Annotated in this window: 27 protein-coding genes and 1 tRNA gene; 17 read left to right on the top strand and 11 right to left on the bottom strand. The window is 56.2% G+C overall.

The genetic code is table 11. From position 1 onward, the window contains the following. Positions 1-210 precede the first annotated feature (210 nt). A complete protein-coding gene (locus ACG2K1_RS09860) occupies positions 211-798 on the bottom strand; it encodes a tetratricopeptide repeat protein (RefSeq protein ID WP_395429126.1) in 588 nt (195 codons plus the stop codon). Between the two features lie 784 nt (positions 799-1,582). Here ACG2K1_RS09860 and ACG2K1_RS09855 point away from each other — a divergent pair. Next, on the top strand, positions 1,583-3,151 hold the full coding sequence (locus tag ACG2K1_RS09855; RefSeq protein WP_395429125.1) for an RNA-binding protein: 1,569 nt from the start codon (positions 1,583-1,585) through the stop codon (positions 3,149-3,151). A gap of 224 nt (positions 3,152-3,375) precedes the next feature. Here ACG2K1_RS09855 and rtcR read toward each other — a convergent pair whose 3' ends face one another. Together rtcR and ACG2K1_RS09845 are read right to left on the bottom strand one after the other, a co-directional pair. Beyond that, on the bottom strand, positions 3,376-5,130 hold the full coding sequence (gene rtcR / locus ACG2K1_RS09850) for an RNA repair transcriptional activator RtcR (protein WP_395429124.1): 1,755 nt from the start codon (positions 5,128-5,130) through the stop codon (positions 3,376-3,378). Between the two features lie 91 nt (positions 5,131-5,221). Further along, positions 5,222-5,671, bottom strand: a complete 450-nt coding sequence (locus ACG2K1_RS09845; RefSeq protein ID WP_009427557.1) for a CopD family copper resistance protein — start codon at positions 5,669-5,671, stop codon at positions 5,222-5,224. Between the two features lie 120 nt (positions 5,672-5,791). Here ACG2K1_RS09845 and ACG2K1_RS09840 point away from each other — a divergent pair, with 120 nt between their 5' ends. After that, positions 5,792-6,004, top strand: coding sequence for a glycine zipper 2TM domain-containing protein (locus ACG2K1_RS09840; RefSeq protein WP_036496874.1), 213 nt, complete (start codon positions 5,792-5,794; stop codon positions 6,002-6,004). Between the two features lie 124 nt (positions 6,005-6,128). Here the strand turns inward: ACG2K1_RS09840 and ACG2K1_RS09835 are convergent, their stop codons facing one another. After that, complete coding sequence (locus ACG2K1_RS09835; protein WP_395429123.1) at positions 6,129-6,263, bottom strand: hypothetical protein; 135 nt, start codon at positions 6,261-6,263, stop codon at positions 6,129-6,131. Positions 6,264-6,371: 108 nt separating this feature from the next. Between ACG2K1_RS09835 and rsmA the strand changes: the two genes are divergently transcribed. After that, entirely contained in the window at positions 6,372-7,151 is a 780-nt protein-coding gene (gene rsmA / locus ACG2K1_RS09830; protein WP_395429122.1) for a 16S rRNA (adenine(1518)-N(6)/adenine(1519)-N(6))-dimethyltransferase RsmA, read from the top strand. Positions 7,152-7,199: 48 nt separating this feature from the next. Then, a complete protein-coding gene (locus tag ACG2K1_RS09825) occupies positions 7,200-7,925 on the top strand; it encodes an amino acid ABC transporter ATP-binding protein (RefSeq protein WP_395429121.1) in 726 nt (241 codons plus the stop codon). Between the two features lie 63 nt (positions 7,926-7,988). Here ACG2K1_RS09825 and ACG2K1_RS09820 read toward each other — a convergent pair whose 3' ends face one another. The 4 genes from ACG2K1_RS09820 to ACG2K1_RS09805 form a co-directional block, all read right to left on the bottom strand. Then, the gene (locus ACG2K1_RS09820) at positions 7,989-8,306 is read right to left on the bottom strand and encodes a DMT family transporter (protein WP_395429120.1); all 318 of its coding nucleotides are present in this window, start codon (positions 8,304-8,306) and stop codon (positions 7,989-7,991) included. A 362-nt stretch (positions 8,307-8,668) separates the two neighbouring features. Then, the gene (locus tag ACG2K1_RS09815) at positions 8,669-9,112 is read right to left on the bottom strand and encodes a hypothetical protein (RefSeq protein WP_395429119.1); all 444 of its coding nucleotides are present in this window, start codon (positions 9,110-9,112) and stop codon (positions 8,669-8,671) included. A 12-nt stretch (positions 9,113-9,124) separates the two neighbouring features. Further along, the gene (locus ACG2K1_RS09810) at positions 9,125-9,580 is read right to left on the bottom strand and encodes an acyl-CoA thioesterase (RefSeq protein WP_395429118.1); all 456 of its coding nucleotides are present in this window, start codon (positions 9,578-9,580) and stop codon (positions 9,125-9,127) included. Positions 9,581-9,668: 88 nt separating this feature from the next. Beyond that, positions 9,669-10,640 carry a L,D-transpeptidase gene (locus tag ACG2K1_RS09805; RefSeq protein ID WP_094031203.1) on the bottom strand — a complete coding sequence of 324 codons (972 nt, stop codon included), beginning with the start codon at positions 10,638-10,640 and terminating at the stop codon, positions 9,669-9,671. Positions 10,641-10,758: 118 nt separating this feature from the next. Here ACG2K1_RS09805 and ACG2K1_RS09800 point away from each other — a divergent pair, with 118 nt between their 5' ends. From ACG2K1_RS09800 to carA, 8 genes are all read left to right on the top strand, one after another. Then, positions 10,759-11,715, top strand: coding sequence for a TRAM domain-containing protein (locus tag ACG2K1_RS09800; RefSeq protein ID WP_395429117.1), 957 nt, complete (start codon positions 10,759-10,761; stop codon positions 11,713-11,715). Then, positions 11,649-12,077 carry a methyltransferase domain-containing protein gene (locus ACG2K1_RS09795; protein ID WP_395429116.1) on the top strand — a complete coding sequence of 143 codons (429 nt, stop codon included), beginning with the start codon at positions 11,649-11,651 and terminating at the stop codon, positions 12,075-12,077. Before ACG2K1_RS09800 ends, ACG2K1_RS09795 begins: the two co-directional genes overlap by 67 nt. Positions 12,078-12,236: 159 nt before the next feature. Then, positions 12,237-13,700 (top strand): tetratricopeptide repeat protein, encoded by a 1,464-nt coding sequence (locus ACG2K1_RS09790; protein ID WP_395429115.1) that lies wholly within the window; start codon positions 12,237-12,239, stop codon positions 13,698-13,700. A gap of 12 nt (positions 13,701-13,712) precedes the next feature. Beyond that, positions 13,713-14,816 (top strand): response regulator, encoded by a 1,104-nt coding sequence (locus ACG2K1_RS09785; RefSeq protein WP_395429114.1) that lies wholly within the window; start codon positions 13,713-13,715, stop codon positions 14,814-14,816. Positions 14,817-14,828: 12 nt separating this feature from the next. Beyond that, positions 14,829-15,365, top strand: a complete 537-nt coding sequence (locus tag ACG2K1_RS09780) for an ATP/GTP-binding protein (protein ID WP_009426309.1) — start codon at positions 14,829-14,831, stop codon at positions 15,363-15,365. A gap of 1 nt (position 15,366) precedes the next feature. Continuing rightward, positions 15,367-16,002: a hypothetical protein gene (locus ACG2K1_RS09775; RefSeq protein WP_036496175.1), complete on the top strand. Its 636-nt coding sequence runs from the start codon at positions 15,367-15,369 to the stop codon at positions 16,000-16,002. A 118-nt stretch (positions 16,003-16,120) separates the two neighbouring features. After that, on the top strand, positions 16,121-16,483 hold the full coding sequence (locus ACG2K1_RS09770) for a roadblock/LC7 domain-containing protein (protein ID WP_009426311.1): 363 nt from the start codon (positions 16,121-16,123) through the stop codon (positions 16,481-16,483). A 197-nt stretch (positions 16,484-16,680) separates the two neighbouring features. Further along, on the top strand, positions 16,681-17,814 hold the full coding sequence (gene carA, locus ACG2K1_RS09765; protein WP_395429113.1) for a glutamine-hydrolyzing carbamoyl-phosphate synthase small subunit: 1,134 nt from the start codon (positions 16,681-16,683) through the stop codon (positions 17,812-17,814). Positions 17,815-17,920: 106 nt separating this feature from the next. On the opposite strand, the gene ACG2K1_RS09760 is transcribed toward carA, so the two are convergent. From ACG2K1_RS09760 to ACG2K1_RS09750, 3 genes are all read right to left on the bottom strand, one after another. Beyond that, positions 17,921-17,997, bottom strand: a tRNA-Pro gene (locus ACG2K1_RS09760). A gap of 47 nt (positions 17,998-18,044) precedes the next feature. Next, positions 18,045-18,749, bottom strand: a complete 705-nt coding sequence (locus ACG2K1_RS09755) for an SAM-dependent methyltransferase (RefSeq protein ID WP_395429112.1) — start codon at positions 18,747-18,749, stop codon at positions 18,045-18,047. A gap of 41 nt (positions 18,750-18,790) precedes the next feature. Then, positions 18,791-19,381, bottom strand: a complete 591-nt coding sequence (locus tag ACG2K1_RS09750) for a Maf family protein (RefSeq protein WP_395429111.1) — start codon at positions 19,379-19,381, stop codon at positions 18,791-18,793. A gap of 51 nt (positions 19,382-19,432) precedes the next feature. On the opposite strand from ACG2K1_RS09750, the gene ACG2K1_RS09745 reads away from it, so the two are divergent. From ACG2K1_RS09745 to ACG2K1_RS09725, 5 genes are all read left to right on the top strand, one after another. After that, entirely contained in the window at positions 19,433-19,933 is a 501-nt protein-coding gene (locus ACG2K1_RS09745) for a YceD family protein (protein WP_395429110.1), read from the top strand. 28 nt (positions 19,934-19,961) lie between these two features. Continuing rightward, positions 19,962-20,141 (top strand): 50S ribosomal protein L32, encoded by a 180-nt coding sequence (rpmF, locus tag ACG2K1_RS09740; protein WP_395429109.1) that lies wholly within the window; start codon positions 19,962-19,964, stop codon positions 20,139-20,141. An 89-nt stretch (positions 20,142-20,230) separates the two neighbouring features. Continuing rightward, the gene (locus tag ACG2K1_RS09735) at positions 20,231-20,764 is read left to right on the top strand and encodes a phosphoribosyltransferase (RefSeq protein WP_395429108.1); all 534 of its coding nucleotides are present in this window, start codon (positions 20,231-20,233) and stop codon (positions 20,762-20,764) included. A 90-nt stretch (positions 20,765-20,854) separates the two neighbouring features. Next, entirely contained in the window at positions 20,855-21,913 is a 1,059-nt protein-coding gene (gene plsX, locus ACG2K1_RS09730; protein WP_395429107.1) for a phosphate acyltransferase PlsX, read from the top strand. 198 nt (positions 21,914-22,111) lie between these two features. Next, on the top strand, positions 22,112-23,071 hold the full coding sequence (locus ACG2K1_RS09725; protein WP_395429106.1) for a beta-ketoacyl-ACP synthase III: 960 nt from the start codon (positions 22,112-22,114) through the stop codon (positions 23,069-23,071). Positions 23,072-23,274: the final 203 nt, after the last annotated feature.

The raw sequence follows: 23,274 nt of genomic DNA, 5'->3' as shown, positions 1-23,274 counted from the left end.
GGGGCGCAGGGGAGGGAGCAAGGCGCGCAACGGTTTCAGGCAGCCTGAAAACCCCCCAAAAGGCCGTCTGAAAAGCAAAAAGACTTTTCAGACGGCCTTTGTCCATACAAAACGGGCAGCGGACGGCGATTGCGATCATCACGGCAAACCGCCGAGTACCGCCGCCCTTATCCGCCCCACTGCCAATCCAACTTCAGAATCGTCGCGCTCTCACAAGTTTGCTAAGGCTTCGCGTGCTTCGGTTTTCACTTTGTCATCGCCCGCGTCGGCGGCTTTGCGGTACCACTCGGAAGCAGTTTTGCGGTCGGCAGGCACGCCTTTGCCCTGCTCGTGCATTCTGCCCAGCGCCAGCATGGCGGGGGCGGAGACGTGGTCGCCGCGTTGGGCGGAAACGGCGTACCAGCGCAGGGCTTGGGCATAGTTTTGCGCGGTGCCGCTACCGTTTTCATAACACCAGCCGAGCCAGTATTGCGATGTGATGTCGCCCTTGTCGGCGGCAGCCTGAAACTGCGCGAACGCCTGCGCGGGGTCTTGCGGCAGGCCGCTGCCGTTCAGGTACATCAGGCCGATGTAGCGCGGGGCTTTCAGATTGCCCATCGCGGCGGACTGGCGAAACAGCGGCAGCGCGGCGGCGTAATCGCCGTTCTGATACAGGGCAACCGCTTGGTTCAGAATGGTGCGCGACTGCTCGCGTTGGCTGCTAATTTGCGCCTTGGCAGGCGTATCTTGCGGCGCAGTTTCCGGCGCGGCGCAGGCGGCGAGCAGGGCGGCAAGGGCGACGGACGGGATGCGGGTCATGGCGGAATCTCCGTTGTGGAAAACAGGCGGATTGTACGGGAAACGGGCTGCGATCGCGCCGTTTCGCCGCACGGTTTTCAGACGGCCTGCGTTGTTCGTCAGGTGGCGGGCAGATATTGCCATATCACAAAATATCGAATTAACGTATTTAAAAGCATAAATTTCTAGTTTTAATTCTATAAAATTGTATTAGGCGAAAATCTGCTTCCAGGCGGACTAAAAATATCTTTTCTATTGTTTCAATATCTTAAAATATTTTTTCGTAACCGTTCCGTACTTGGCATTCGGATTTCTATATACCCAACACGGCAGGCAGATGCCGGTGAGATTACATTAATCATCTCTGTGTCGCGGGTTCGAGTCCCGCCCTTTGCGCCGCAGCGTGAAGGTAGCTCAGTCAGGTAGAGCGGGAGCACCATCTCACCAACCCCTTGCTGCCGCCGTCGGCAACCGCAGATGCCGGAGGAATTACAGCCTGATAAGCCCGAGGCCGCGGGTTCGAGTCCCGCCCCTGCCGCCATCAATGGCAGGGTAGCTCAGCGGATAGAGCGCGGATATTTCTCCAATTTCTTGCTGCACCGTTGCCGTCTCTATTTTTCAGGCTGCCTTGCAGCCGAACTGTCCAACGGGCGGATGCGGCAAAGCATCCATTGGAAGAGTGGCGTCCTTCGCCGTGCCGATAACACGGTTTACCGCCGTGCTTTGCCATACTGGCCGCCCACCCCGTCCAAGGCCGTCTGAAAAGCCGTTTTCAGACGGCCTCAACAAAACGAAAGGAAATGCCATGGCTAATGCCAACTTGTTCCAATCCCTGAAAAACCGCATTCTCCCCGCCGACACCCGCAACGAAGCAGGCGGCGCGGCTTATACCCAAACCGCCGAGCAGCAGCTTGCCCAACTGGCTGCTACCGGCTGCCTGAACAACACCTTTTACGCCACCGCCCAAAACCAGCTCGAACAAACCCTGCAACCAGCCAACCAAGTATCGCCGCTGTTTCTCGCCCAAACCGCCGTTTACGCCCGCAGGCACGGCCATATGAAAGATATGCCCGCGCTGCTGGCGGCGGTGCTGGCGCAGCGCGACGTTTCCCTGCTCGCCCGCGTTTTCGACCAAGTTATCGACAACGGCAAAATGCTGCGCAACTTCGCCCAAATCGTCCGCAGCGGCGCGGCAGGCCGCAAATCCTTCGGCTCGCGTCCGAAAAAACTGATGCAGGCGTGGCTCTTGTCCGCCGACGAAAAACAACTGCTGAACGCCGCCGTCGGCAACAAGCCGTCGCTCGCCGACATCGTCAAAATGGTGCACCCCAAACCGCAGGAAGCCTGGCGCGCCGCTTGGTTCGCATGGCTTATCGGCAAACCCTGCGACGAAGCCGCACTGCCGCCGCTCACCCGCGCTTTTGAGGCCTACAAACGCAACCGCAGCGGCGAGCTGCCCGACGTACCCTTCCAAATGCTCACCGCGCTTGATTTGGACACCGCCGCCTGGGCGCAAATCGCCCGCAACAGCTCGTGGCAGCAGCTTCGTCAAAATCTCAATACCTTTCTGCGCCACGGCGTGTTCGAGCGCGAAGGCAGCGTGCGCGACGCCGCGTCCAAATTGCGCGACAAAGCCGCCATCGCCCGCGCCCGCGTGCTGCCCTTCCAGCTTTTGGCCGCTTTTCAAGCGGCATCCGACGACATGCCTGCCGACATCCGCAACGCCCTGCAAGACGCCATGGAAACCGCCGTTGCCAACGTGCCCGCCGTGCGCGGCAACGTTATCGTCTGCCCCGACGTTTCCGGCTCCATGCACAGCCCCGTCAGCGGCTACCGCGGCAGCGCGACAAGCAAAACCCGCTGCATCGACGCCGCCGCCCTCACCGCCGCCGCCCTGCTGCGCGGCAACCCGCACGCCCGCGTGCTGCCGTTTGCAGAAAACGTCGTCAACGTGCGGCTCAACCCGCGCGACAGCATCATGACCAACGCCGAGAAACTCGCCGCAACCGGCGGCGGTGGCACCGCGTGCAGCGCACCGCTCGCCCTGCTCAACCGCGAAAAAGCGCAAGTCGATTTGGTTATTTTCGTTTCCGACAACGAAAGCTGGATCGACACCGGCAACACTTGGCACGGCGGCACCGCCATGCTGCGCGAATGGGAAACCCTCAAACGCCGCTGCCCGCAGGCCAAACTGGTGTGCATCGACATCCAGCCCTACACCCGCGCCCAAGCCCCCGCCCGTGCCGACATCCTCAACATCGGCGGCTTCTCCGACCACGTTTTCACCAGCATCGGCCACTTTGCCGAACAGCAAAACAGCCCCGATTTCTGGGTGGACGAAATCCGCAAAACCGAACTGGCGGGAGTGCATTGAGCCGCTTGGGGCAATGAGGGTTTCATGTCGTGGAAATTGTGTTTTCAGACGGCCTCTGCCGATATACAGAGGCCGTCTGAAATAAAAAGCCGCCCGCAACGGCATTGGTTGCGGGCGGCTTTTTATCTGCTAAACGACAGGCTTGTCCGCCGCATCGGGACTGTTTTTCAGACGGCCTGAACGGTGTAAAGGCCTTCTGAACATAAGAAACTGCCATACGGCGCTTACTCCGCCACATCCGCCCATTCCAAACCAAATCGGCGCAGGTATTTGCGCAGGCGGTCGCTGTCGTTGGGGCTGGCGCGTTGGCGGCGGGAGGCTTGGTAGAGGATGCGGCCGGCGGCGGCGAGGGTTTTGTGGCGGCGGCATTCGGCGGCGACGGCGGCCAGTTGGAGCTGGTCGAAGCGGTCGATGTCGTCCCAGCTGCGGTCTTTGGCTTCGAGAATGCGGCGGATGCGATCGGCGGGGGTTTCGGGTTGGCCGTATGGATGGAATTGGTCGGGAAGGGCGGGATGGTTTTCAGACGGCCTTGCGCTGTCGGCAGGCAGCCTGAAAGCGGGGTCGGACGGGTGTTCAGGCTGCCTGAAAACGCTGTCGGGCAGGCCGTCCTGCCACTGCCATTGCAGGCGCTCGATTTCGGCGGCGACGTGTCCGTTTTGGATACGGCCGTGGCCGGCAAGGGTGGCCAGGCGCATGATGCTGGCGGCCAGGTCGCGGAAATTGCCGCGCCAGAGGGCTTGCTCGGAGAGGGCGTAGGCGAGGTAGGCAGTGCGGGCTTCTTTGTTGAAGCGGGTGGCGCGGCCGAGTTCTTGCGAGGCGACGGCGAGCTGGTGGTCGATATTGGGTTCGATGTCTTCGCGGCGCTCGGCCAGGGCGGGCAGGCGGTAGTGCCAGATGTTGATGCGGGCGAGCAGGTCTTCGCGGAAGCGGCCGGCGGCGGCTTCGCGGCGCAGGTCGCGGTTGGTGCCGGCGATGAGTTGGAAGCTGCTTTCGCTTTCGCGGTCGCTGCCGACGGGGTAGAAGCGTTTTTCTTCGATGGCTTTGAGCAGCATGGCTTGTTCGTCGAGGCCGAGTTCGCCGATTTCGTCGAGAAAGAGCAGGCCGCGGTCGGCGGTTTTGAGGTAGCCTTCACGTTTTTCGGCGGCGCCGGTGAAGGCGCCTTTTTTGTGGCCGAACAGGGCGGAGGCGGCACTGTCGCCGCGCAGGGTGGCGCAGTTGACATCGACAAAGCTGCCTGAAAGCTGGCGGCGGGCTTTTTTGATTTCGTAGATGCGGCGGGCGAGCATGGATTTGCCGGCGCCGGTGGGGCCGGAAAGCAGGATGGGGGCGGGGGAGTTGAGGGCGACTTGTTCGATTTCGGCAATCATGCGGTTGAAATCGGCGTTGCGGGTGGCGATGCCGCTTTTGAGATAGCGCACGGCGTCGTCGCTTTCGGCGGCCAGGCGGCGGGCGATGGCGTCGTAGCGGGCAAGGTCGAGGTCGATGATTTCGATGGTGCCGAAGTCGCCCTGCTCCATGCTGTGCCGCTGGCGTTTGGGCGGGGCGGTTTGCAGGAGAACGCCGGGGATGCGGCGGCTTTCCACCAGCAGAAACAGGCAGATTTGGGCGACGTGGGTGCCGGTGGTGATGTGAGTGAAATATTCTTCGCCTTCGGTTTCGAAGGGGTAGGCGGCCGCCCAGTCGTGCAGCTTGGTATAGACTTCGCCGAAGTCCCAGGGATTGGCCAGCTCCAGCGGCACGAGACTGACGGCCAGATGCGGCGCGGCCTGCGCCAAATCGCTGCGGACAAGTTCGGCCAGCTCGCGGAATTTTTCGCTGTAAAAGAGTTCGAGCCGGTCGAAACGTTGGGCGGGGTGCTGGTGGATGGCGATGTTCGGCCGCCATTTCTGCCAGCGCCCAGCGCCGTATGCGTTGTCGAGAATAGTGCCGAGAAAGCTGATGATGATGCGGTTTTTGGGGCGGGTATCGGATACGCTCATGATGTTTCGCCTGCCGGGTTGGATAGCGGGGAGGCCGTCTGAAAAACCGGAAAACGGGTTTCAGACGGCCTTTCTTTGTTTTTCAGACGGACTACCACACGAAATAAAACATGGTTTTGGCCAGCAGCACAATCAAAACCATCTGCGCCAGCACGGCGGCATGGATGTAGCGCGACCAGTTTTTCGTCAGCGTGCCGCGCCGCATTTTGCTTACGGCAACGACAAAATGCAGCAGGATGCCGAGGGCGAGGCAGATTTTCAGGGTAAGCTGGGTGTTGAACGATGCGGCAAACGGATCGGCAAGATTGGGCAGGTAGCGCAGGCAGGCCATGCCGATGCCCGAAGCGAACACGCCCGCCACAATCCACGGCATCACCTTCACCGCCCGCCGCGACAGCGCCTTTTCCACCTCGCGGCGCGATTCTCGCGACACGGATTTCGTGTGCATCACGCTCAAAACCAGGCTTTCAAAGAACACGCCGCCGACAAAGGCAACGGCGCAAAACAGATGGGCAATGTGAACCCAGGCGTAGGCAGACATAACAAACCTTTGGAAAGATTAACCCGCGATACACACCCGCCAACGCGCGGCCTGTGTATCCTTGCGCCGCCATTGTAGCAAATGGCGTTTTTTTCTTCCCCTAAAGTTAAGGAGTCTCCCATGAAACCGTTTTACCTCAAAACTGCCGCACTGGTTGCCTTGGCCGTGTCCCTGAGCGCATGCAACGGCATGTCGCAAACCCAGCGCAACACCGCTGCGGGCGCAGTCATCGGTGGCGTGGCCGGCAACCTGATCGGCGGCGACACCGGCTCGACTCTCGGCGGCGCCGCTTTGGGCGGCGTAATCGGCAGCCAGGTCAAGCGCCACCGCTGATTCCCATCACAGAGAAAGGCCGTCTGAAAACGTGTTTTCAGACGGCCTTTTTGTATCGGCGTTACAGGCCGCAAGGCTGATTGTCAACACACCCTAGGGAAACGCCGAAGCGGGCAAAGCTGCCTCAATGCCTGTGCGACGTTTCCACGCCCGCTTTGATTTCGCCGTAAAAGCCGTTTTCGCCCGAAGAGTGGTCGGCGGCGCAGGCGGCCAGCAGCAGCGGCAGCGGCAGGATAAGGGCGGGTAACAGGATTTTCATTGCGGATTCCTTTCGTAAAACAGTTTGAGGAGGGGGCAAGCCCATCTTTTCAGACGGCCTTCTGCCGTTTGGGCTACAATGCGCGACTTTATCCCAAAGCGTGCGACTATGAAAGAACACCAAGCCCGAAAGCGTTTCGGGCAGAATTTTTTACAGGATACGCGCATCATCGCCGACATCGTCAACGCCGTGCGGCCGCAGGCGGGCGACACGGTGATCGAAATCGGCCCGGGCTTGGCGGCGATTACCAAGCCCTTGGCGGAAAAGCTCGACCGCCTGCACGTGATCGAAATCGACCGCGACATCGTAGGCCGTCTGAAAACCCTGCCGTTTGCCGACAAGCTCGTGATACACGAGGGCGACGTGTTGCAGTTTGATTTCAACAGCATCGCGGGCAAAAAGAAAATCGTCGGCAACCTGCCGTACAACATTTCCACGCCGCTTTTGTTCCACCTGAGTGAAATTGCCGACGATGTCGTCGATATGCACTTCATGCTGCAAAAAGAAGTGGTCGAACGCATGGTGGCTGCGCCCAAAACCAACGACTACGGCCGCTTGGGCGTGATGCTGCAATACTTTTTCGAGATGGAAATGCTGATAGACGTGCCGCCCGAATCGTTCGATCCTGCGCCGAAAGTCGATTCCGCCGTGGTGCGCATGATTCCGCTCAAACACCGCATCGGACAGGCGCAGGATTTCGCGCATTTTGCCAAATTGGTCAAACTGGCCTTCCACCAGCGGCGCAAAACCATCCGTAACAACCTCAAAGAGCTGGCGGACGACGAAGACTTGCAGGCCGTGGGCATCAACCCGCAAGACCGCGCCGAACACATCGCGCCGGAAAAATATGTCGAATTAAGCAATTATCTGGTGAAAAAGGCCGTCTGAAAACGCAACTCCGGTAAAGTTGAAATCGAAAAACCATTGGAAACCATCATGATCAAACTGAAAAACGTCAACAAACACTTCGGCGACCTGCACGTCGTCAACAACGTCAATCTTGAAGTGAAACAGGGCGAAGTCGTCGTCATCTGCGGCCCCTCCGGCAGCGGCAAATCCACCCTCATCCGCACCATCAACCAGCTTGAAAGCATCCAGAGCGGCGAAATCTGGGTGGACGGCATCAACGTCGCCGACCCGAAAACCGACCTCAACAAAATCCGCACCGAAGTCGGCTTCGTCTTCCAGCATTTCAACCTCTATCCCCACCTCACCGTGCTGGAAAACATCATCCTCTCGCCCATGCAGGTGAAAAAACAAAAACGCGAAGAAGCCGTGCCCAAAGCCCTCGCCCTGCTCGAACGCGTCGGTCTCGCCCACAAAAAAGACGCCCTGCCGGGCGAACTCTCCGGCGGCCAGCAGCAGCGCGTCGCCATCGCCCGCGGCCTGGCGATGGAGCCTGCCGTCCTTCTGTTCGACGAACCCACCTCCGCCCTCGACCCGGAAATGGTCGGCGAAGTGCTCAAAGTGATGAAAGACCTCGCGCAAAGCGGCATGACCATGATGTGCGTCACCCACGAAATGGGCTTCGCCCGCGAAGTGGCCGACCGCGTGATTTTCGTCGACCACGGCCAAATCGTCGAAGACGCCCCGCCCGAAGCCTTCTTCAAAAACCCGCAAAGCGAACGTGCCAAACAGTTCCTCGCGCAGGTAATGCACTAAGCAGAACAGTTTAAAGAGGCCGTCTGAAAGCGTTTCAGACGGCCTCTTTCTTTTCATGCCGCCTTACGACAACAGTTTCATCACCACTACGCCCGAAATAATCAGAAACGCGCCGAGCCAGCGGCCGAAGGTGGAAGCGTCGCCGAAAAACACCACGCCGACCAAAAACGCGCCCGCCGCGCCGATACCCGTCCACACCGCATAGGCCGTGCCCATCGGAATCGTTTTCTGCGCGAGAAACAGACAAAAACCGCTGCCAGCCATAAAGGCGGCGGCGGCCAGCGTGCCGATCAGGGCGCGCCCTTCCTGCTGCGCCAGCTTCAAACCCAGCGGCCAGCCGATTTCCAGCAGCCCGGCGGTAATCAGGTAAATCCAACTCATATCGTGTCCTTGTTGTTTTGTTTGACCGTATCGGAGAAACGGGTTGAGGCCGTCTGAAACCTGTTTCCTCTACCGCTTGTACCCCGTTGGGGTATAAACGGTAGAGGGCTGGGGCGGGGAGTGAACAGCGTTTATACGGCGGCGGACAAGCGGTTCTGCGAACCGCCACCCCCACCCCAACCCTCCCCCGCGCTTTGGCGCAGGGGAGGGAGCAGAGTGGCTGACGGCAGCGCGGCAGCCGAAAATTTAAGGCCGTCTGAAACGGCAAGGCCGTCTGAAAAAACCTGCGAAGCAGGTTTTTTCAGACGGCCTTGCCGATTTTGCCGAATACTCGTTTCAAGGGCAGCGGCTGCATGGTGTTCCTAACCAGTTCGCGCGAAGCTTCGTGCGGGCCGATGATAAGCGACAGCAGGTGTTTTTTGCCGCTGCGGTGGTAGTAGGAAGTTCAGGCCGTTGCTCAGAAAGGCGACGGTTTCACCGTCGGCGCGGTAGAGGGCGGCGATGTTTTTGCGGTATTTGCCGCGCACCAGCTTTTTCAGGTTGAGGACGGCGCGCAGGGCTTTGCTGCGGATTTTCTGCGGGCGGCGGATTTCGATTTGTTCGGCACTGATGCGTCCCGCCTGTTCGTCAACGATAAAGGCGGCATGGCAGCTGGGCAGGCGGAAAGAATACATGACGAAACCGTCGCCGAAGCGCATATCGGCCTTGCGGCGGACAAAACGGCAGGCTTGGCGCGGCGGAGTGTCGGGAAAGAAGGTTGCGTGTTTCAGAAACACGGACAGTTTGATGCGTTTGCTTTTTTTCATGGCGCGGAGTTTTCAGACGGCCTCAGTGCTGTCGGCGCGGGGCAGGGCGGCGAGGCGTTGGCGGAATTCGGGCGGCAGGCGGCGGACGCGTCCTGCGTCGTAGTCGAAGGCGGCCATGTGGCATTGGACGGCAGCAATCGGCAGGCCGTCGCGGCGGCGGATAATGGCGGTGTCGAAACGGAAGCCTGCGGCGGCGGTTTCGGCGATGCCGGCATCGGCGCGCAGTTCGTCGCCGTGGAAGGCCTGGTTGTGGTATTGCACGACGGCGGCGCTCATGATGAGGCCGCAGCCGCCGATGTCGGTTTCACTCAGGCCGATTGAGGCGAGCCAGCGCAGGCGGACTTCGTGTGCCATTTTCAAAACGGCGTCGTTGGCGAGGTGGTTGCCGTAGTTGAGGTCGCCGACCTGTACGGTGACGAGGGTGCTGAAACAGACGGCTGCGGGCGGGGGAACGGTGGGGCGGGGCATGGCGGGTTTCCGTGAGCGGTAAAGAGGCCGTCTGAAAAGCCGTCCGTTGCGGGCAAGGCTTTCAAACGGCCTGACGGGATGCGGCGGGTCAGAACAGGTTGTCGCTGCCGTCTGCGCTTTCGTCGGGTACGTCGGAGGCGGCAGGCGCGGCGGCGCGGGGTTTGACGGGTGTGGCGGGCAGGACGGGGGCGGCGTTGTTGAGGGTGTCGTCGCCGGCGTCGATTTCGATTTCGCTGCCTTCGGGCAGGGTTTGGTCGACCGCGGGAGCGGCGGGTTTGACGGCTTTCGGTTTGCTCAATGCGCCCGATCCGGAGAGCCAGGCCAGCGATTGCAGGCTGCCGCTGATTTTGCCTTTGCCGCCGCAGGTGAGGCAGTTGGGCGCGCCGGTGCGGTTTTTCAGCACGGCGTCGATTTGTTTGGCGGACACGTTTTTGCCGTTGGCTTTCGACCAGGCGGCGATGCTTTTGCGCAGGGCGGCGGTGTCGAGGTTTTTCTTGTTATAGGGGTCGCGGAAGGCGGCCAGCCAGAGATTGCCCGCGCCGTCGACGTTCAGCGATGCCATTTGGTAAATAACGTCGGCGGGCGAGCCGGAGGAGACGGTTTTGGCAAATTGCAGGGCGTCGGGCGATTTCATGCGCACGCATCCGTGGCTGCGCACGCCGGGTACGCTGGCGGGGGCGTTGGTGCCGTGGATGCCGAGGCCGAGTTTCGGGTCGCCCAGTCGGACGAAGACGGGGCCGAGCGGGTTTTTCGGGCCGGGCGGAATGGAGGTGACGCCGTTGTTCAGTTCTTTTTGGATGGATTTGGGGATGTGCCAGGTGGGGTTGTAGGCTTTGGCGCCGATTTTGTGTGCGCCGATGGTGGTTTGCGTTAATGCTTTGCCGACGGCGACGGGGTAGATTTTCGACAGTTTGCCGTCAGTGTAGAGAAAGAGGCGCTGTTGGGGGATATTGATAACGACGTGGTGGCCGGAGGAGACGGGTGCGACGTCGGGAACGGGGGTGTTTGCGAAGGCCGGCGCGGCGGCAAGTGCGAGCAGACTGAATCCTAGTTTTTTCATGATGTTGTTTTCAGTGAGGATAATGAGGGGCGGCATCATACCGCAAACCCCGGCGATTTGTGGGAAAATGCCGCCTTTTTGTGCGTTTGGGCGCAACGGGCGTGGCGAAATGGCAATAGTGGCAGCAAAAGCAGAAAGGAACGAAAGTGCACTGGCGGCGCTGTTTGAAGCGGATGTGTCGGGTTGGGACTCGGAGGGGCGCGGCATCGTGCGCCGCGACGGCAAGGCGGTGTTTGTGACCGACGCGCTGCCGGGCGAGCGGGTGCTCTGCCGGGTGACGCGCACGGGGAAGCGTTTCGATGAAGCGGAGGCGGTGCGTGTGCTCAGGCCGTCTGAATCCCGCCGTACGCCGCCGTGTCCGCATTATGCCGAATGCGGCGGCTGTTCGATGCAGCATGTGGAGTTTGCCGCGCAGGTGGCGATGAAGCAGCGCGCGGTTGAGGAGCAGTGCGAACGCATCGGCAGAGTGCGCCCCACGCAGATGCTGGCGCCGGTATACGGTTTGCCGTGGCACTACCGCGAACGCGGGCGTTTCGGCGTTCAGGCAGACGAGGGAGGCCGTCTGAAAATCGGGTTTCGCGCAAAAAGGAGCAACCGGCTTGCCGACATATCTTCCTGCATGGTGCTGCCGCGCCATCTGTCGGCGGTGCTGCCCTTGTTGAAAGAAGCGCTGCAAACGTTTGCGGGCATCTTGCGGGGCATTGAATTTGCGGTTGGCGGCGGCAAAACGGCGCTTTGCCTGCTGACGGACAAGAGGCCGTCTGAAAAGCAGCGTGGCGCTTTGCGGGCATTGTCGGAAACGTTGGGCAGCGGCTGGCTGCTGAGTTGGAAAGCGGGCGATCGTGAAGAGCCTTTATATGGGGGGCAGGGCGGTTTGAGCTACCGGCTGGACGATTTCGCTGTGGAAATGCCGTTTGATGTCGGCAGTTTCACGCAGGTCAACGAGCGGCTGAACAATGTGATGGTGCGCCGCGCGGTGGAAATGCTGTCGCCGCAGCGGGCGAGCGGGTGGTCGATCTGTTTTGCGGATTGGGCAATTTCACGCTGCCGCTGGCACGCAGCGGTGCGCATGTGACGGGAGTGGAAGGTCTGCCCGCACTGACCGACCGCGCACGGCGCAATGCGGTGCTGAACGGTTGCGGCAATGCGTCGTTTGAAACGGCGGATCTGTTTTGTGCCGACGGATTGTCCCGTTTCTGGCGCGGTGCCGACAAAATGCTGCTCGACCCGCCGCGTGCGGGTGCTTACGAAGTGGTAAAATCGCTGAGGCCGTCTGAAATGCCCGCAAGGGTCGTGTATGTTTCCTGCAATCCGGCCAGCTTTGCGCGCGATGCGGCGGTGTTGGTGGAAAAGGGTTATAAATTCAAATCGCTAGGCGTGATGAATTTGTTTTCGCAAACCGCACATGTCGAGTCTGTCGGTTGTTTTGAGAGATAAGCGGTGTGTTTAATTTGGTAAAACATTGGGATAAATGTTCGGTTTTTTGTAAGTCATGCTATTATAAAAAGCTAAGGGATTAACGGATCTACAACAAATTTTACGCAGTCTTGAAAATGCTGCCCGTTTGTTGGATACGCCAGATATTGGGAGATATTCTTGGATTACATACTTATACTTGGGATTGTCGCCGTCGTTGCGCTGGTTATCGTCCTGCTCAAACAGCGAGGGAAGGAACAGCAGTCGGCTGTGCAGGCTAAAGCCAAAAGCAGGCATGCCGGCTCCCGCCCCGCAGTACAGGCGGAAGAACAGGCCGAGCCGGACGAGTGGACGGTTCAGTCGGATGCCTCGAATGACGATCTGCAAAGCTGGGATTGGGACAATACCGAAAATACGGATTTGTCCACCGCGTCCGTGTCGGCACAGGAAGTCGATCCGCTGACCGAATATCAGGTTTACAAACAGTTCGGCTATGAAGATAAGGCCGCAGTTTCGTTGGCGGGCTATCTGAATAATATGAAAGGCGATGCGCCAGAGAAACTGGTTGTCGAATTGGTCAATCTCTGCCTGAATGTAGGTGATGTCGATTTGTTGTCGGCTACGCTGGATCGCCATGCTTCCGTGCTGCCGCAGAATAAGTTGGCCGAATACGTCAAGGCCGGTTTGGCAATCGATCCGAACCATTTGGGCTTGCGCGTATTGGCCGAATCGAAGCTGAATTGGGGTATGCAGGAAGTTGCACGCCAAATCGGCGAGCAGACAGGTTTGGAGTCGTCCGATTCCGATACATACAGCGGTTCTGCTGCTCCGACTGTTGAAGTGGCCGTGAATCAGAGCGGTCAGGAATTCAGACGTTTGAGCAAACCGAGTCCGCTGATTATCGGCAAAGCCGAAGTCGGTGATATGACGGAAGAAGAAATGAGTGCGGTGATCGGTTTTGTTAAACCGGAGAAATCCGCCAAGCTTCTGAAAAACCAAGTGGATTATGAAACTGCCCGTCGCCAATACAATAAAGCCATTCAAAAAGCCGAGAAACCTGCCGGTCTGATTATTGATGCCTTGAAACTCGATTATCAACATGCCGATGTAAACGAGTTTGCCAAACACTTGTGGAAGCTGTATTACTCTTTGGGTTCTAACGGGCGGCAGGTTAAAGAGCGTATGCTGGGCTGGGGTTACAGCTTGGGACAGCATGAGGTTTTTGATAATTTGGAGCAATCTCCAAGCGAACAGCAGGTTCGTGAAATCGGTTTGCGCCAAGGTTATCTTCAAGGTAGTGCGCGTCAATCAAAAGTCAAATACCGCGAACTGGTTCAGCGCAACGATTCTATTTTGAACGAAAGCACTTCGCCTGCCGAGTTGGCCTTGAAGGAAGTTGAGTCTCTGTTGATGTATGGTCAGCTGGATCAGGCTATCGGTACATTGGAACAGGCCGTCTTAAAATATCCGCAAGAGTCCCAGTTGTACATTATGTTGTTCGATCTGTACGAGCGTTCCGAGGATTGGGTTAAGCTGGAACAATTCTTAAGATTGCTGAGGGAAAAAGAGGCTAATTTGCCGGAAGAAGTTGTTTTGGCAATCAGTCAGTTGCAACAGCGTATTCATCGCAATTCCAATAAATAAGAGTACTGAACAATGGATAATTTAATACCGAAAGTGAAGACAGTACGGGTAATGCTGCAGGAAATGGGTGAGCAACAGAATGCCGTGTTCAAAATGGCATTTAAAATGCACAACACCACAAATTATGAAATCGTTGATCAGAGTTCGGCTCATAAACCCGATATGGTTTTGGTAGATGTCGATGGCAGCAAGGGGATGCTGGCATGGCATGAGGCCAAAAAAAATTATCAAGATGTTCCGGTGGTTGTCTTTTCTGCTCATGAACCTGTCGTTACTGCTCCGTATCTACCCAAGCCGGTAAAGTTTGATACGCTGTTTCCTATTTTAAGGAGTTTGGCGCAGGGAGGGAATGTCGTCGAAGCCAAACAGGCGAAACCTGATGCGGCAGTGCAATCGACTTCTGTCAATGCCGGTGTACAAAACAGAAAAACAACTATCCGCCGTTTTAATCCGCAAAGAGGATTGCTTGGTGCGTTAAGGGCATCCAGTGAGCGCCAGCAGGACACTGCTGTTTTAGTGGGTGGGAAGCCGGTTTTGATTGTATTCCCGAGTATCCAGCGAGTTTTGCTTACTGTTGGTGCCGAAGAATTGGAAAAAATGTGTCAGGATGATCATTTGGCTGTGGTATGCAAATCTGTTCCTGATAATCCTCAGTGGAAAGAGAAAGCCAAAGTGACCATTATGTCCTGCCTGTGGCAGATGGCTATTTGGACTGCTCAGGGCAGATTGGTATTTCCGATGACTCCGCAAACGGTGTTTACCTTAAAAAGGTGGCCGAATCTGACACGGTTGGCTCCTGTTCCCGAGTCTATGCGCTTATCGGCATTTCTGACTAAGACATCAGTAAACTTGAATATTCTTTATAAAGTTATGCCTTTGGATATGGCCGACATCCTCAATTATCTTGCTGCTACCTATGTTACCGGCTATTTGGCAACAGATAATGAATTCTCGGCTCAGGGTAATAAAGAATTGGCATCGGGTACGATGAATGTGAACACCCATGTGCCCGACAATAAGATGTCTAAAGATGCGTTAAGTGCGGTTACTCCTTCGCAAAATCAGCCTCGTGGTTTATTGCAGCGTTTGATGCGCAAATTATCTGGCGGTAAATAAGGATTTAATGGAATGAAAGAGAATAAAATTATTTTTACCGGCCCTGTCGGAGTGGGAAAAACAACTGCTATTGCAGCTTTGTCGGATGATCCCCCGGTTAAAACCGATGCCCGTGCTTCAGATATGACACTTGTGCGTAAAGGGCATACTACTGTGGCAATGGACTATGGTGTCATCCGCTTGGATGAAGATGTAAAAGTGCATCTGTATGGCACACCGGGTCAAGAGCGCTTCAATTTTATGTGGGAAATTCTCAGCAAAGGCAGTATGGGGTTGATTTTGTTGCTGGATAATACTCGTGCCAATCCGTTAAAAGACTTAACTTTTTTTCTGGATGCGTTTAAGGACTTGCTGAAAACTGCCCCTTTAGTAGTGGGGATTACCAAAATGGACGTCCGCTCTTTGCCGGGAATTGATGTTTATCAAAAATATTTGGCGCAACATAATTTTAATGTTCCTGTGTTTGAGGTAGATGCGCGCGAAGAAGAAGATGTCAAGCAGTTGGTCAGTGCAATGTTGTTTTCAATTGATCCGGGTTTAGAGGCATAAAATGGATTCTACACTTTCTTTACAATCAAATTTATATCCGCGCGTGACACCTGCGGGTGCTTATTATGCTGTTTCGAGCAACGTGCCGAGTGCAAGCAGAACTTTGCTGCACGGTTTGCTACGTGCCTCCGGTGATGAAACTGCCAGCACGGATAATCTTTTGGCATGGGCTGAAACCGACGATGCCGATTCTGCGTTGAACTTGCTTTATCGTTTGCAAAGACTTGAGTTCTTGTATGGAGATGAGCAGCCTGTATACCAAGAGTCCAGTATGACGGATGATCAGCTGCCCGAACTGTTGGCTCAATTGTCAAGTGTCGGTAAGGCTTTGTTGGCCGATGCGAACGGCCTGTATTTTGCCAATGCGGGTTTTCATCATGAGACTGCGGAAGAAGTCGGATTGATGTCCAGCGAGGTTGCCGCTTTAGGTGAAAAGCATCAGCTGCTGGTAAAAAACAATCTCAATATCCATCATAATGCATGGGGTATTTGTGATCCTTCAGGGCAAACAGAGCTGACTTTCTTCCCATTATATGCGGGAAAAGTGAAGCTGGTTTTGGTAGTTGCAGGCATGCCGGATTTGAATAAGGAAGCGTTTGTTTCTTTAATTAAAGTGTTATGCAATCGGTATGCTTAAATATTGGTTGTGATTCCTCAATGTCATAAACAGAAATATTTCTGGTATTACGGGTAAATTCTTGATGCTGTCATGTCGGCATCTTATATAAAAGATACAAATTAATTGGATTACAAATATGCGTGAACAACTTTTGATTTCGGTATTGAGCGATTTGAATGCGACTTCTGCGGATATTACTGCTTCTGCCGTAATTTCCAGCGACGGCTTGCCGATTGCCACTTTGATTCCACATGGTCTTGATCCGGATCGTGTCGGTGCAATGTCGGCAACTCTGCTGGCTTTGGGAAGTCACGCTGCCAATGAACTCAATTGCGGTGATTTGGATCAGGTAATGGTTAAAGGCAAAAACGGTTATATTCTCTTAAACCAAGCAGGTCCCGATGCTGTATTGGCTTTAATTGCCAACGAAAGCGGTAAACTCGGACTGATTTTGCTGGATGCGAAGCGTGCGGCGAAACATATTGCCGATATTATCTGAGTTTGGTTTCAAAAAGTTTTATTAACTGATTGAAACAAAATAAATTTTAGGTTTGCTTGAATTTGAGTGGTGCGTTCGTTTACAATTCACACCCTCGTTTCGGCTTGGTTTGATATTTGATTAGGCACGCAATATGTCTCATATATACGGCATATGCGTGCTTTTTCGCGAAGATTGAAATTACTAGGATTTTTATAATGACTATTCCCGCTCTTCTCGTTCTTGCCGACGGCAGCGTATTTCACGGCCGATCTATCGGCTACCAGGGTAATGCGTCCGGTGAAGTTGTGTTCAATACATCCATGACCGGATATCAGGAAATCCTGACGGATCCTTCATATTGCAAGCAAATTGTTACACTCACCTATCCCCATATCGGTAATACAGGTATCAATCCCGAAGATGTCGAAGGTAAGGCTGTGCATGCATCCGGCTTGATTATTCGTGATTTACCTTTATTGGGTAGTAATTTTCGCGAAACGGAGAGTTTGCAGGAATTTTTGGTGCGCAATAAAACGGTAGCCATTGCAGATATCGACACGCGTAAGCTAACTCGAATTCTTCGTGACAAAGGTGCGCAGGCCGGAGCCATTTTGACAGGCGAACAGGCTGACGAGAGCCATGCCAAGGAGCTGATTGCTGCGTTCGGCAGTATGGTAGGGAAAGACTTGGCCAAAGAAGTAAGTTGCAGCGAACCGTATGAATGGACGGAAGGTGAGTGGGTGCTCGGTAAGGGCTTTGTGACGCCGCAGGAGCATCCTTATCATGTTGTCGCCTACGACTACGGTGTCAAAACCAATATTCTGAGAATGCTTGCCGCGCGCGGATGCAGGCTGACGGTTGTGCCTGCGCAAACACCGGCAAAAGAAGTCTTGGCCATGAATCCGGATGGCGTGTTTTTATCAAACGGTCCCGGCGATCCCGAAATGTGCGACTACGCAGTTTCAGCAGTGAAAGAGCTTTTGGACAGCGGTAAGCCTGTTTTCGGTATTTGCCTCGGCCATCAGTTGTTGGGTTTGGCTTTGGGCGGGAAAACGAAAAAAATGCCTTTCGGCCATCACGGCGGCAACCATCCCGTTCAGGATTTGGACAGCGGCAAAGTGATGATTACCAGCCAAAACCACGGATTTGAGGTGGATGCGGATACTTTGCCTGCGGGCGTCAAAATTACCCACCGTTCGCTGTTTGACGGCTCGTTGCAGGGCATCGAGTTGGTCGGGCGGCCGGTATTCAGTTTCCAGGGGCATCCGGAATCAAGTCCCGGGCCGCACGACGTTGCGCCGTTGTTCGATAAATTTATCGACAACATAAGGGCGGCTGTCGGCCGTTAAACGGTTTTCAGACGGCCTCAAGCACAGATGAGACTGTCTGAAAACCATATGGATGAACCCTATCGGGGAAAATAAAAAAGCAGCCGAAACAGGCTGCTTTTGAAAATGGTCGGAATGAGAGGATTCGAACCTCCGACCCCTTCGTCCCGAACGAAGTGCGCTACCGGGCTGCGCTACATTCCGTAAAGAAGCGCGGATTATAGAGAGGCGCTTCTGTTTTTGCAAGGGCGTTATGCCTGCAAAACGAAAATTGTCGGGCGCTTTTTCAGATTCGGCAAAGCGTCGGCCAACCGCCATTCCGAAACCGGCCGGCTGACAATCAGCTGGGTGGGCAGCGTCAAATCGCAGGCGATGCACAGCCGGGTGTCGGGATGCAGTGAGGAAACGGCATCGGCCAGCATGGCGTCGTTCCGGTAGGGTGTTTCGATGAACAGCGCTGTTTCGTTGTGCGCACGCGAATGCCGTTCCAAAGTTTTCAGCGCCGCAATGCGCTCGGTTTTTTCAGACGGCAGATAACCTTTGAATCCAAAATTCTGACCGTTTGCCCCCGATGCCATCAGCGCCAGCATGATGCTGGACGGGCCGACTAGCGGCTGTATGACAACCCCCTGTTTGTGTGCCAGCGCAACCAAATCGGCGCCCGGGTCGGCAACAGCGGGGCAGCCTGCTTCGCTGAGCAGGCCCATGCTGCGGCCTTCCCGCAAAGGTTGCAGAAGGTTTGGCAGCGATTGGCGGTCGGTATGTCCGTTTAGGGTTTGCAGGTTCAGATCGCGTATGGGTGTGGTGATGCCGAGGTGTTTCAAATGCGTGCGTGCGGTTTTTTCCGCTTCCACGACAAAATCGGTCAGACCGGTAATGGCGGCTTGTTCGTGCGGCAGCAGGCAGGGCGTGTCGGGCGTACCCAGTGGGGTGGGGATCAGATAGAGCGTAGGCATGTTTTCGGTCGGAATAGTTGGCGGAGTGTTTTCAGACGGCCTCAGAGAATATCGACGCCTTCCGCTTGGAGAAAATCGATCAGGCGAAAGAGGGGCAGGCCGATCAGTGCGTTCGGGTCGCTGCTTTCCACTTTTTGCAGCAGGGCGGCGCCCAAACCTTCGCTTTTGGCCGCGCCCGCGCAATAAACGGCATCAGGTTCGCGTTGCAGATAGCGGGCAATTTGTCCCTCAGACAGCTCGCGCATGGTGACGACGGTTTTGTCCACATGATGCCTGAGGCCGTCTGAAAACGTATTGAGCAGGCAGACCGCGCTGTAAAACTCAACCTGTTTTCCGTTCAGCTCCGACAGCATCTGTTGCGCGTTTGCGACGTTCATCGGTTTGCCGAGCTGCCGACCGCCGCAGAAGGCTACTTGGTCGGCACCGATAATCAGCGTGCCAGGAAAACGCCCGGCCAGCGAGCGTGCTTTGCCGACGGCCAGGCGCAGGGCGGTATCGGCTGCCGCCTCGTCGGGGAGAGGTGTTTCGTCGAAATCGGGAGAGGCCGTCTGAAAAGACAGCCCCAGCTTTTTCAACTGTTCTTGGCGGAAAACGGAACTCGAACCGAGAACGATGGGCGGCGTGCGATTCATTTTTGTAAAAACATTGACGTTGAACGGCTTGGATTATATCATGCGCGGTTTATGTTAGAGCCTGATTTGATTGACCCCCTGGCGTTTGCCGCCGAGAAGCGCGAGCTTCGCGGCAGCCTGTCTCCCGCCGAGATGGACGAGCGCGTAAGGTCGCACGAATATTTAGCCGGAAACGCGGCGCCGTTGCAGGTTGTGCTGCGCGGCGGCAAGGACAAATGGCAGCGTCCCTTTTTGGATTTGCATGTGGGCGGCGGTATGCCGCTGGTGTGCCAATGCTGCATGAAACCTGTCGAGTTCGAGCTGGACGAAAACGCGCACATCGTATTGTTTGCCGACGAAGGCAGATTGGACGAAGCCATGTTGTCCGACGACGAGTTGGAAGGCATGGTGGCGGAGCGGGAAATTTCGGTGCGCACTTTGGTGGAAGACCAGATTCTGATGGCGATGCCTTATGCCCCGCGCCACGAAGATTGCGGTATGCCGGCCGGGGCGGCAGATTCGGGCAGGCCCAATCCCTTTGCGGTTTTGGCCGGGCTGAAAAGCAGCAAATAATTTTTCTATCATTTTTTAGGAGCTTGAAATGGCCGTTCAACAAAACAAAAAATCCCCCTCCAAACGCGGTATGCACCGTTCGCACGACGCGCTGACCGCGCCCGCCCTGTCTGTCGACAGCGTAACCGGCGAAGTACACCGCCCGCACCACATTTCGCCCAACGGCATGTACCGCGGCCGCAAAGTTATGAAAGCCAAAGGCGAATAAGCCGGAGGCGGATGAAAAACGGAAATCCGTCTGCGGGTTTCCGTTTTTGTTTTCGGTATTTTTCAGCAGCAAGCAGCGGAAAGACGATTATGGTCAAAAAAATTTGGTATACCTACGACGAAATCCATCAGGTGTTGAAACAGTTGGCGGAAAAAATCCGCGCAGGCGGGGTGCGGTACGATGCGATGATCGCCATCGGCGGCGGCGGCTTCATCCCGGCGCGTATCCTGCGCTGCTTCCTCAATATTCCGATTTACGCGGTAACTACGGCCTATTACGCCAACGATTTCGGCTATGAAACCAACGACGAAATCAAAAAAATCCAATGGCTCGATCCGATGCCGGAAACGCTGAAAGGCAAAAACATCCTGGTTGTCGACGAAGTGGACGATTCGCGCGTCACATTGGAATTCGTGCTGAACGAATTGCAAGAAGAAGATTTCGGCGAAATCGGCGTGGCCGTGCTGCACGCGAAAATTAAAGAAAAAACAGGCAAGCTGCCCGAGGGTATCCACTATTTCAGCGGCATCACCGTTGAGGACTGGTGGATCAACTACCCGTGGGACGCCGACGACATCGTCGCGCACAACATCCTTGCCGCAGAAAGCAAAAAGGCGGATTGAGGCCGTCTGAAAACAAAAAGGCGGTGCGGCGGCACAGGCAGCCGCACCGCCGGACAACCGGACTGGGCTCCGGCAAATGGAGAAAACCTTATGATTACCTTGGCTGTTGATGCCATGGGCGGCGATGCCGGGCTGGCGGTAACCGTTCCCGGCGCTTTGTCTTTTTTACGCCAGCAGAGCGGTGTTTCCCTACTGATGGTTGGCGACGAAACACAAATCCGTCAGGCTTTACAGGGCGCGGGCGCTCTTGCCGACCGAATCCGCATCATTCCCGCCACGCAGGTGGTGGAAATGGACGAGCAGCCCCAGCTGGCTTTGAAAAACAAAAAAGATTCCTCGATGCGCGTCGCCATCAACCAAGTCAAAGACGGCCAGGCGCAGGCTGCCGTCTCAGCGGGCAATACCGGCGCACTGATGGCCACCGCCCGCTTCGTGCTGAAAACCATACAGGGTATTGAGCGTCCGGCGATTGCCAAATTCATCCCGTCCAAAGACGGCCACATGACGCTGGTGCTCGATTTGGGTGCCAACGTCGACTGCACGCCCGAGCAGCTTGTGCAGTTTGCCGTGATCGGCAGCGAACTCGTCCACGCCCTCTATCCCGAAAAAGGCAGCCCGCGCGTCGGCCTGCTCAACGTCGGCACGGAAGACATCAAAGGTACGGACACCGTCAAGCAGACCTTCAAACTCCTACAAAGCAGCAAGCTCAACTTTATCGGCAACGTCGAAGGCGGCAGCATTTTCGACGGCGAAGTCGATGTCGTGGTGGCCGACGGCTTCGTCGGCAACATCGTGTTGAAAACCATTGAAGGCGCGGTGCGTTTTATGGGCGCGGCCATCAAGCAGGAATTCCAAACCAACCTGCTGACCAAACTCGGCGCACTGGCCGCCATGCCCGCATTGAAAGGCTTCAAAAACAAACTCGACCCGCGCAAATTCAACGGCGCAATCTTCCTCGGCCTGCGCGGCGTCGTCGTCAAAAGCCACGGCGGCACCGATGCCGTCGGTTTCAGCTACGCGCTGGAAGAAGCTTTCCACGAAGCCAAAGCCGACAGTCTGGCGCGCATTCAGGAAGGCGTGGCCGACCAGCTTGCCTTTCTCGCCGAGAAAAAACTCGAGTCCGAACAGGCGGCCATCAATATCGACTGAACAGGCCGTCTGAAAAACAGGTATGATGCCGCGCAGCACCGCACGCCTTTGCGGCAACGACACGACAGAGGCCGTCTGAAAAACGCAGATGCTTTCAGACGGCCTCTTTGCAAAATCCGCCCGAGCGCCCCGAACGGCGGCTGCGGCCGAAATCCCGACAGGTTCCCACCTTCCCAAATATTGCGAAAGGAACACACCATGCAGTATGCGAAAATTTTAGGCACGGGCAGCTATCTGCCCGCCAAACGCCTCAGCAACGACGACCTTGCCCAAATCGTCGACACCTCCGACGAATGGATCACCACCCGCACCGGCATCAAATTCCGCCACATCGCCGCCGAAAACGAAAAAACCAGCGACCTCGCCGTAGTAGCGGCGCAGCGTGCCTTGGCCGACGCAGGTATGAATGCGGACGAAATCGACCTCATCATCGTTGCCACCGCCACCCCCGATATGCAGTTTCCCGCCACCGCCACCATCGTTCAACACAAACTCGGCATCGCAGGCTGCACCGCTTTCGACGTGCAGGCCGTCTGCGCGGGCTTTATGTATGCGCTGGTGACAGCCAATGCCTACATCAAAAGCAATATGGCACGGAAAGTGCTAGTGATTGGAGCAGAAACGTTCAGCCGCATCCTCGATTGGAGTGACCGCACCACCTGCGTGCTGTTCGGCGACGGCGCGGGCGCGGTAGTGCTCGGCGCATCCGACGAACCGGGCATCATCCACGGCAAATTACAGGCCGACGGCAGCTATCTCGACCTGCTCAAAGTGCCCGCGCAGATGGCGGGCGGACAAATCTGCGGCAATCCCTATATCGAAATGGACGGGCCGGGCGTGTTCAAATTTGCCGTCAAAACGCTGGCTAAAGCTGCCGAAGACGTGCTGGCCGAAGCGGGATGCACTGCAGAGCAAATCGATTGGATCGTGCCGCACCAGGCCAACAAACGCATCATCGGCAGCACCGCCAAACACCTGGGCATCGGCATGGACAAAGTGATCCTCACCGTTCAGGATCACGGCAACACCTCCGCCGCTTCCATCCCGCTGGCGCTGGACGAAGGCATCCGAAGCGGCCGCATCGTGCGCGGACAAAACCTGCTGCTCGAAGGCATAGGCGGCGGATTCGCCTGGGGCGCGGTGCTTTTACGCTACTGAAAAGCGCCCGAAATATCCGGCATTTGCGTGCCGGACAAGCGGATGGCGGCAGAGGACGGAAAATTTAACAAACTCTAACGCATATACCGCTCAGCAAACTATTGCAACCGTTCGTCTGATGTGTATAATGCGTAACCGAGCCGAACGGTTATTTTTATGGATAATCGGTGCAGGCAATAATAATCGACCAAACATATTACATA

Source organism: Neisseria sp. 23W00296, assembly GCF_044772855.1.
Taxonomy (GTDB): domain Bacteria; phylum Pseudomonadota; class Gammaproteobacteria; order Burkholderiales; family Neisseriaceae; genus Neisseria.
The sequence above is the reverse complement of the archived record's forward strand: the minus strand, read 5'-3'. Positions and strand labels throughout refer to the sequence as shown.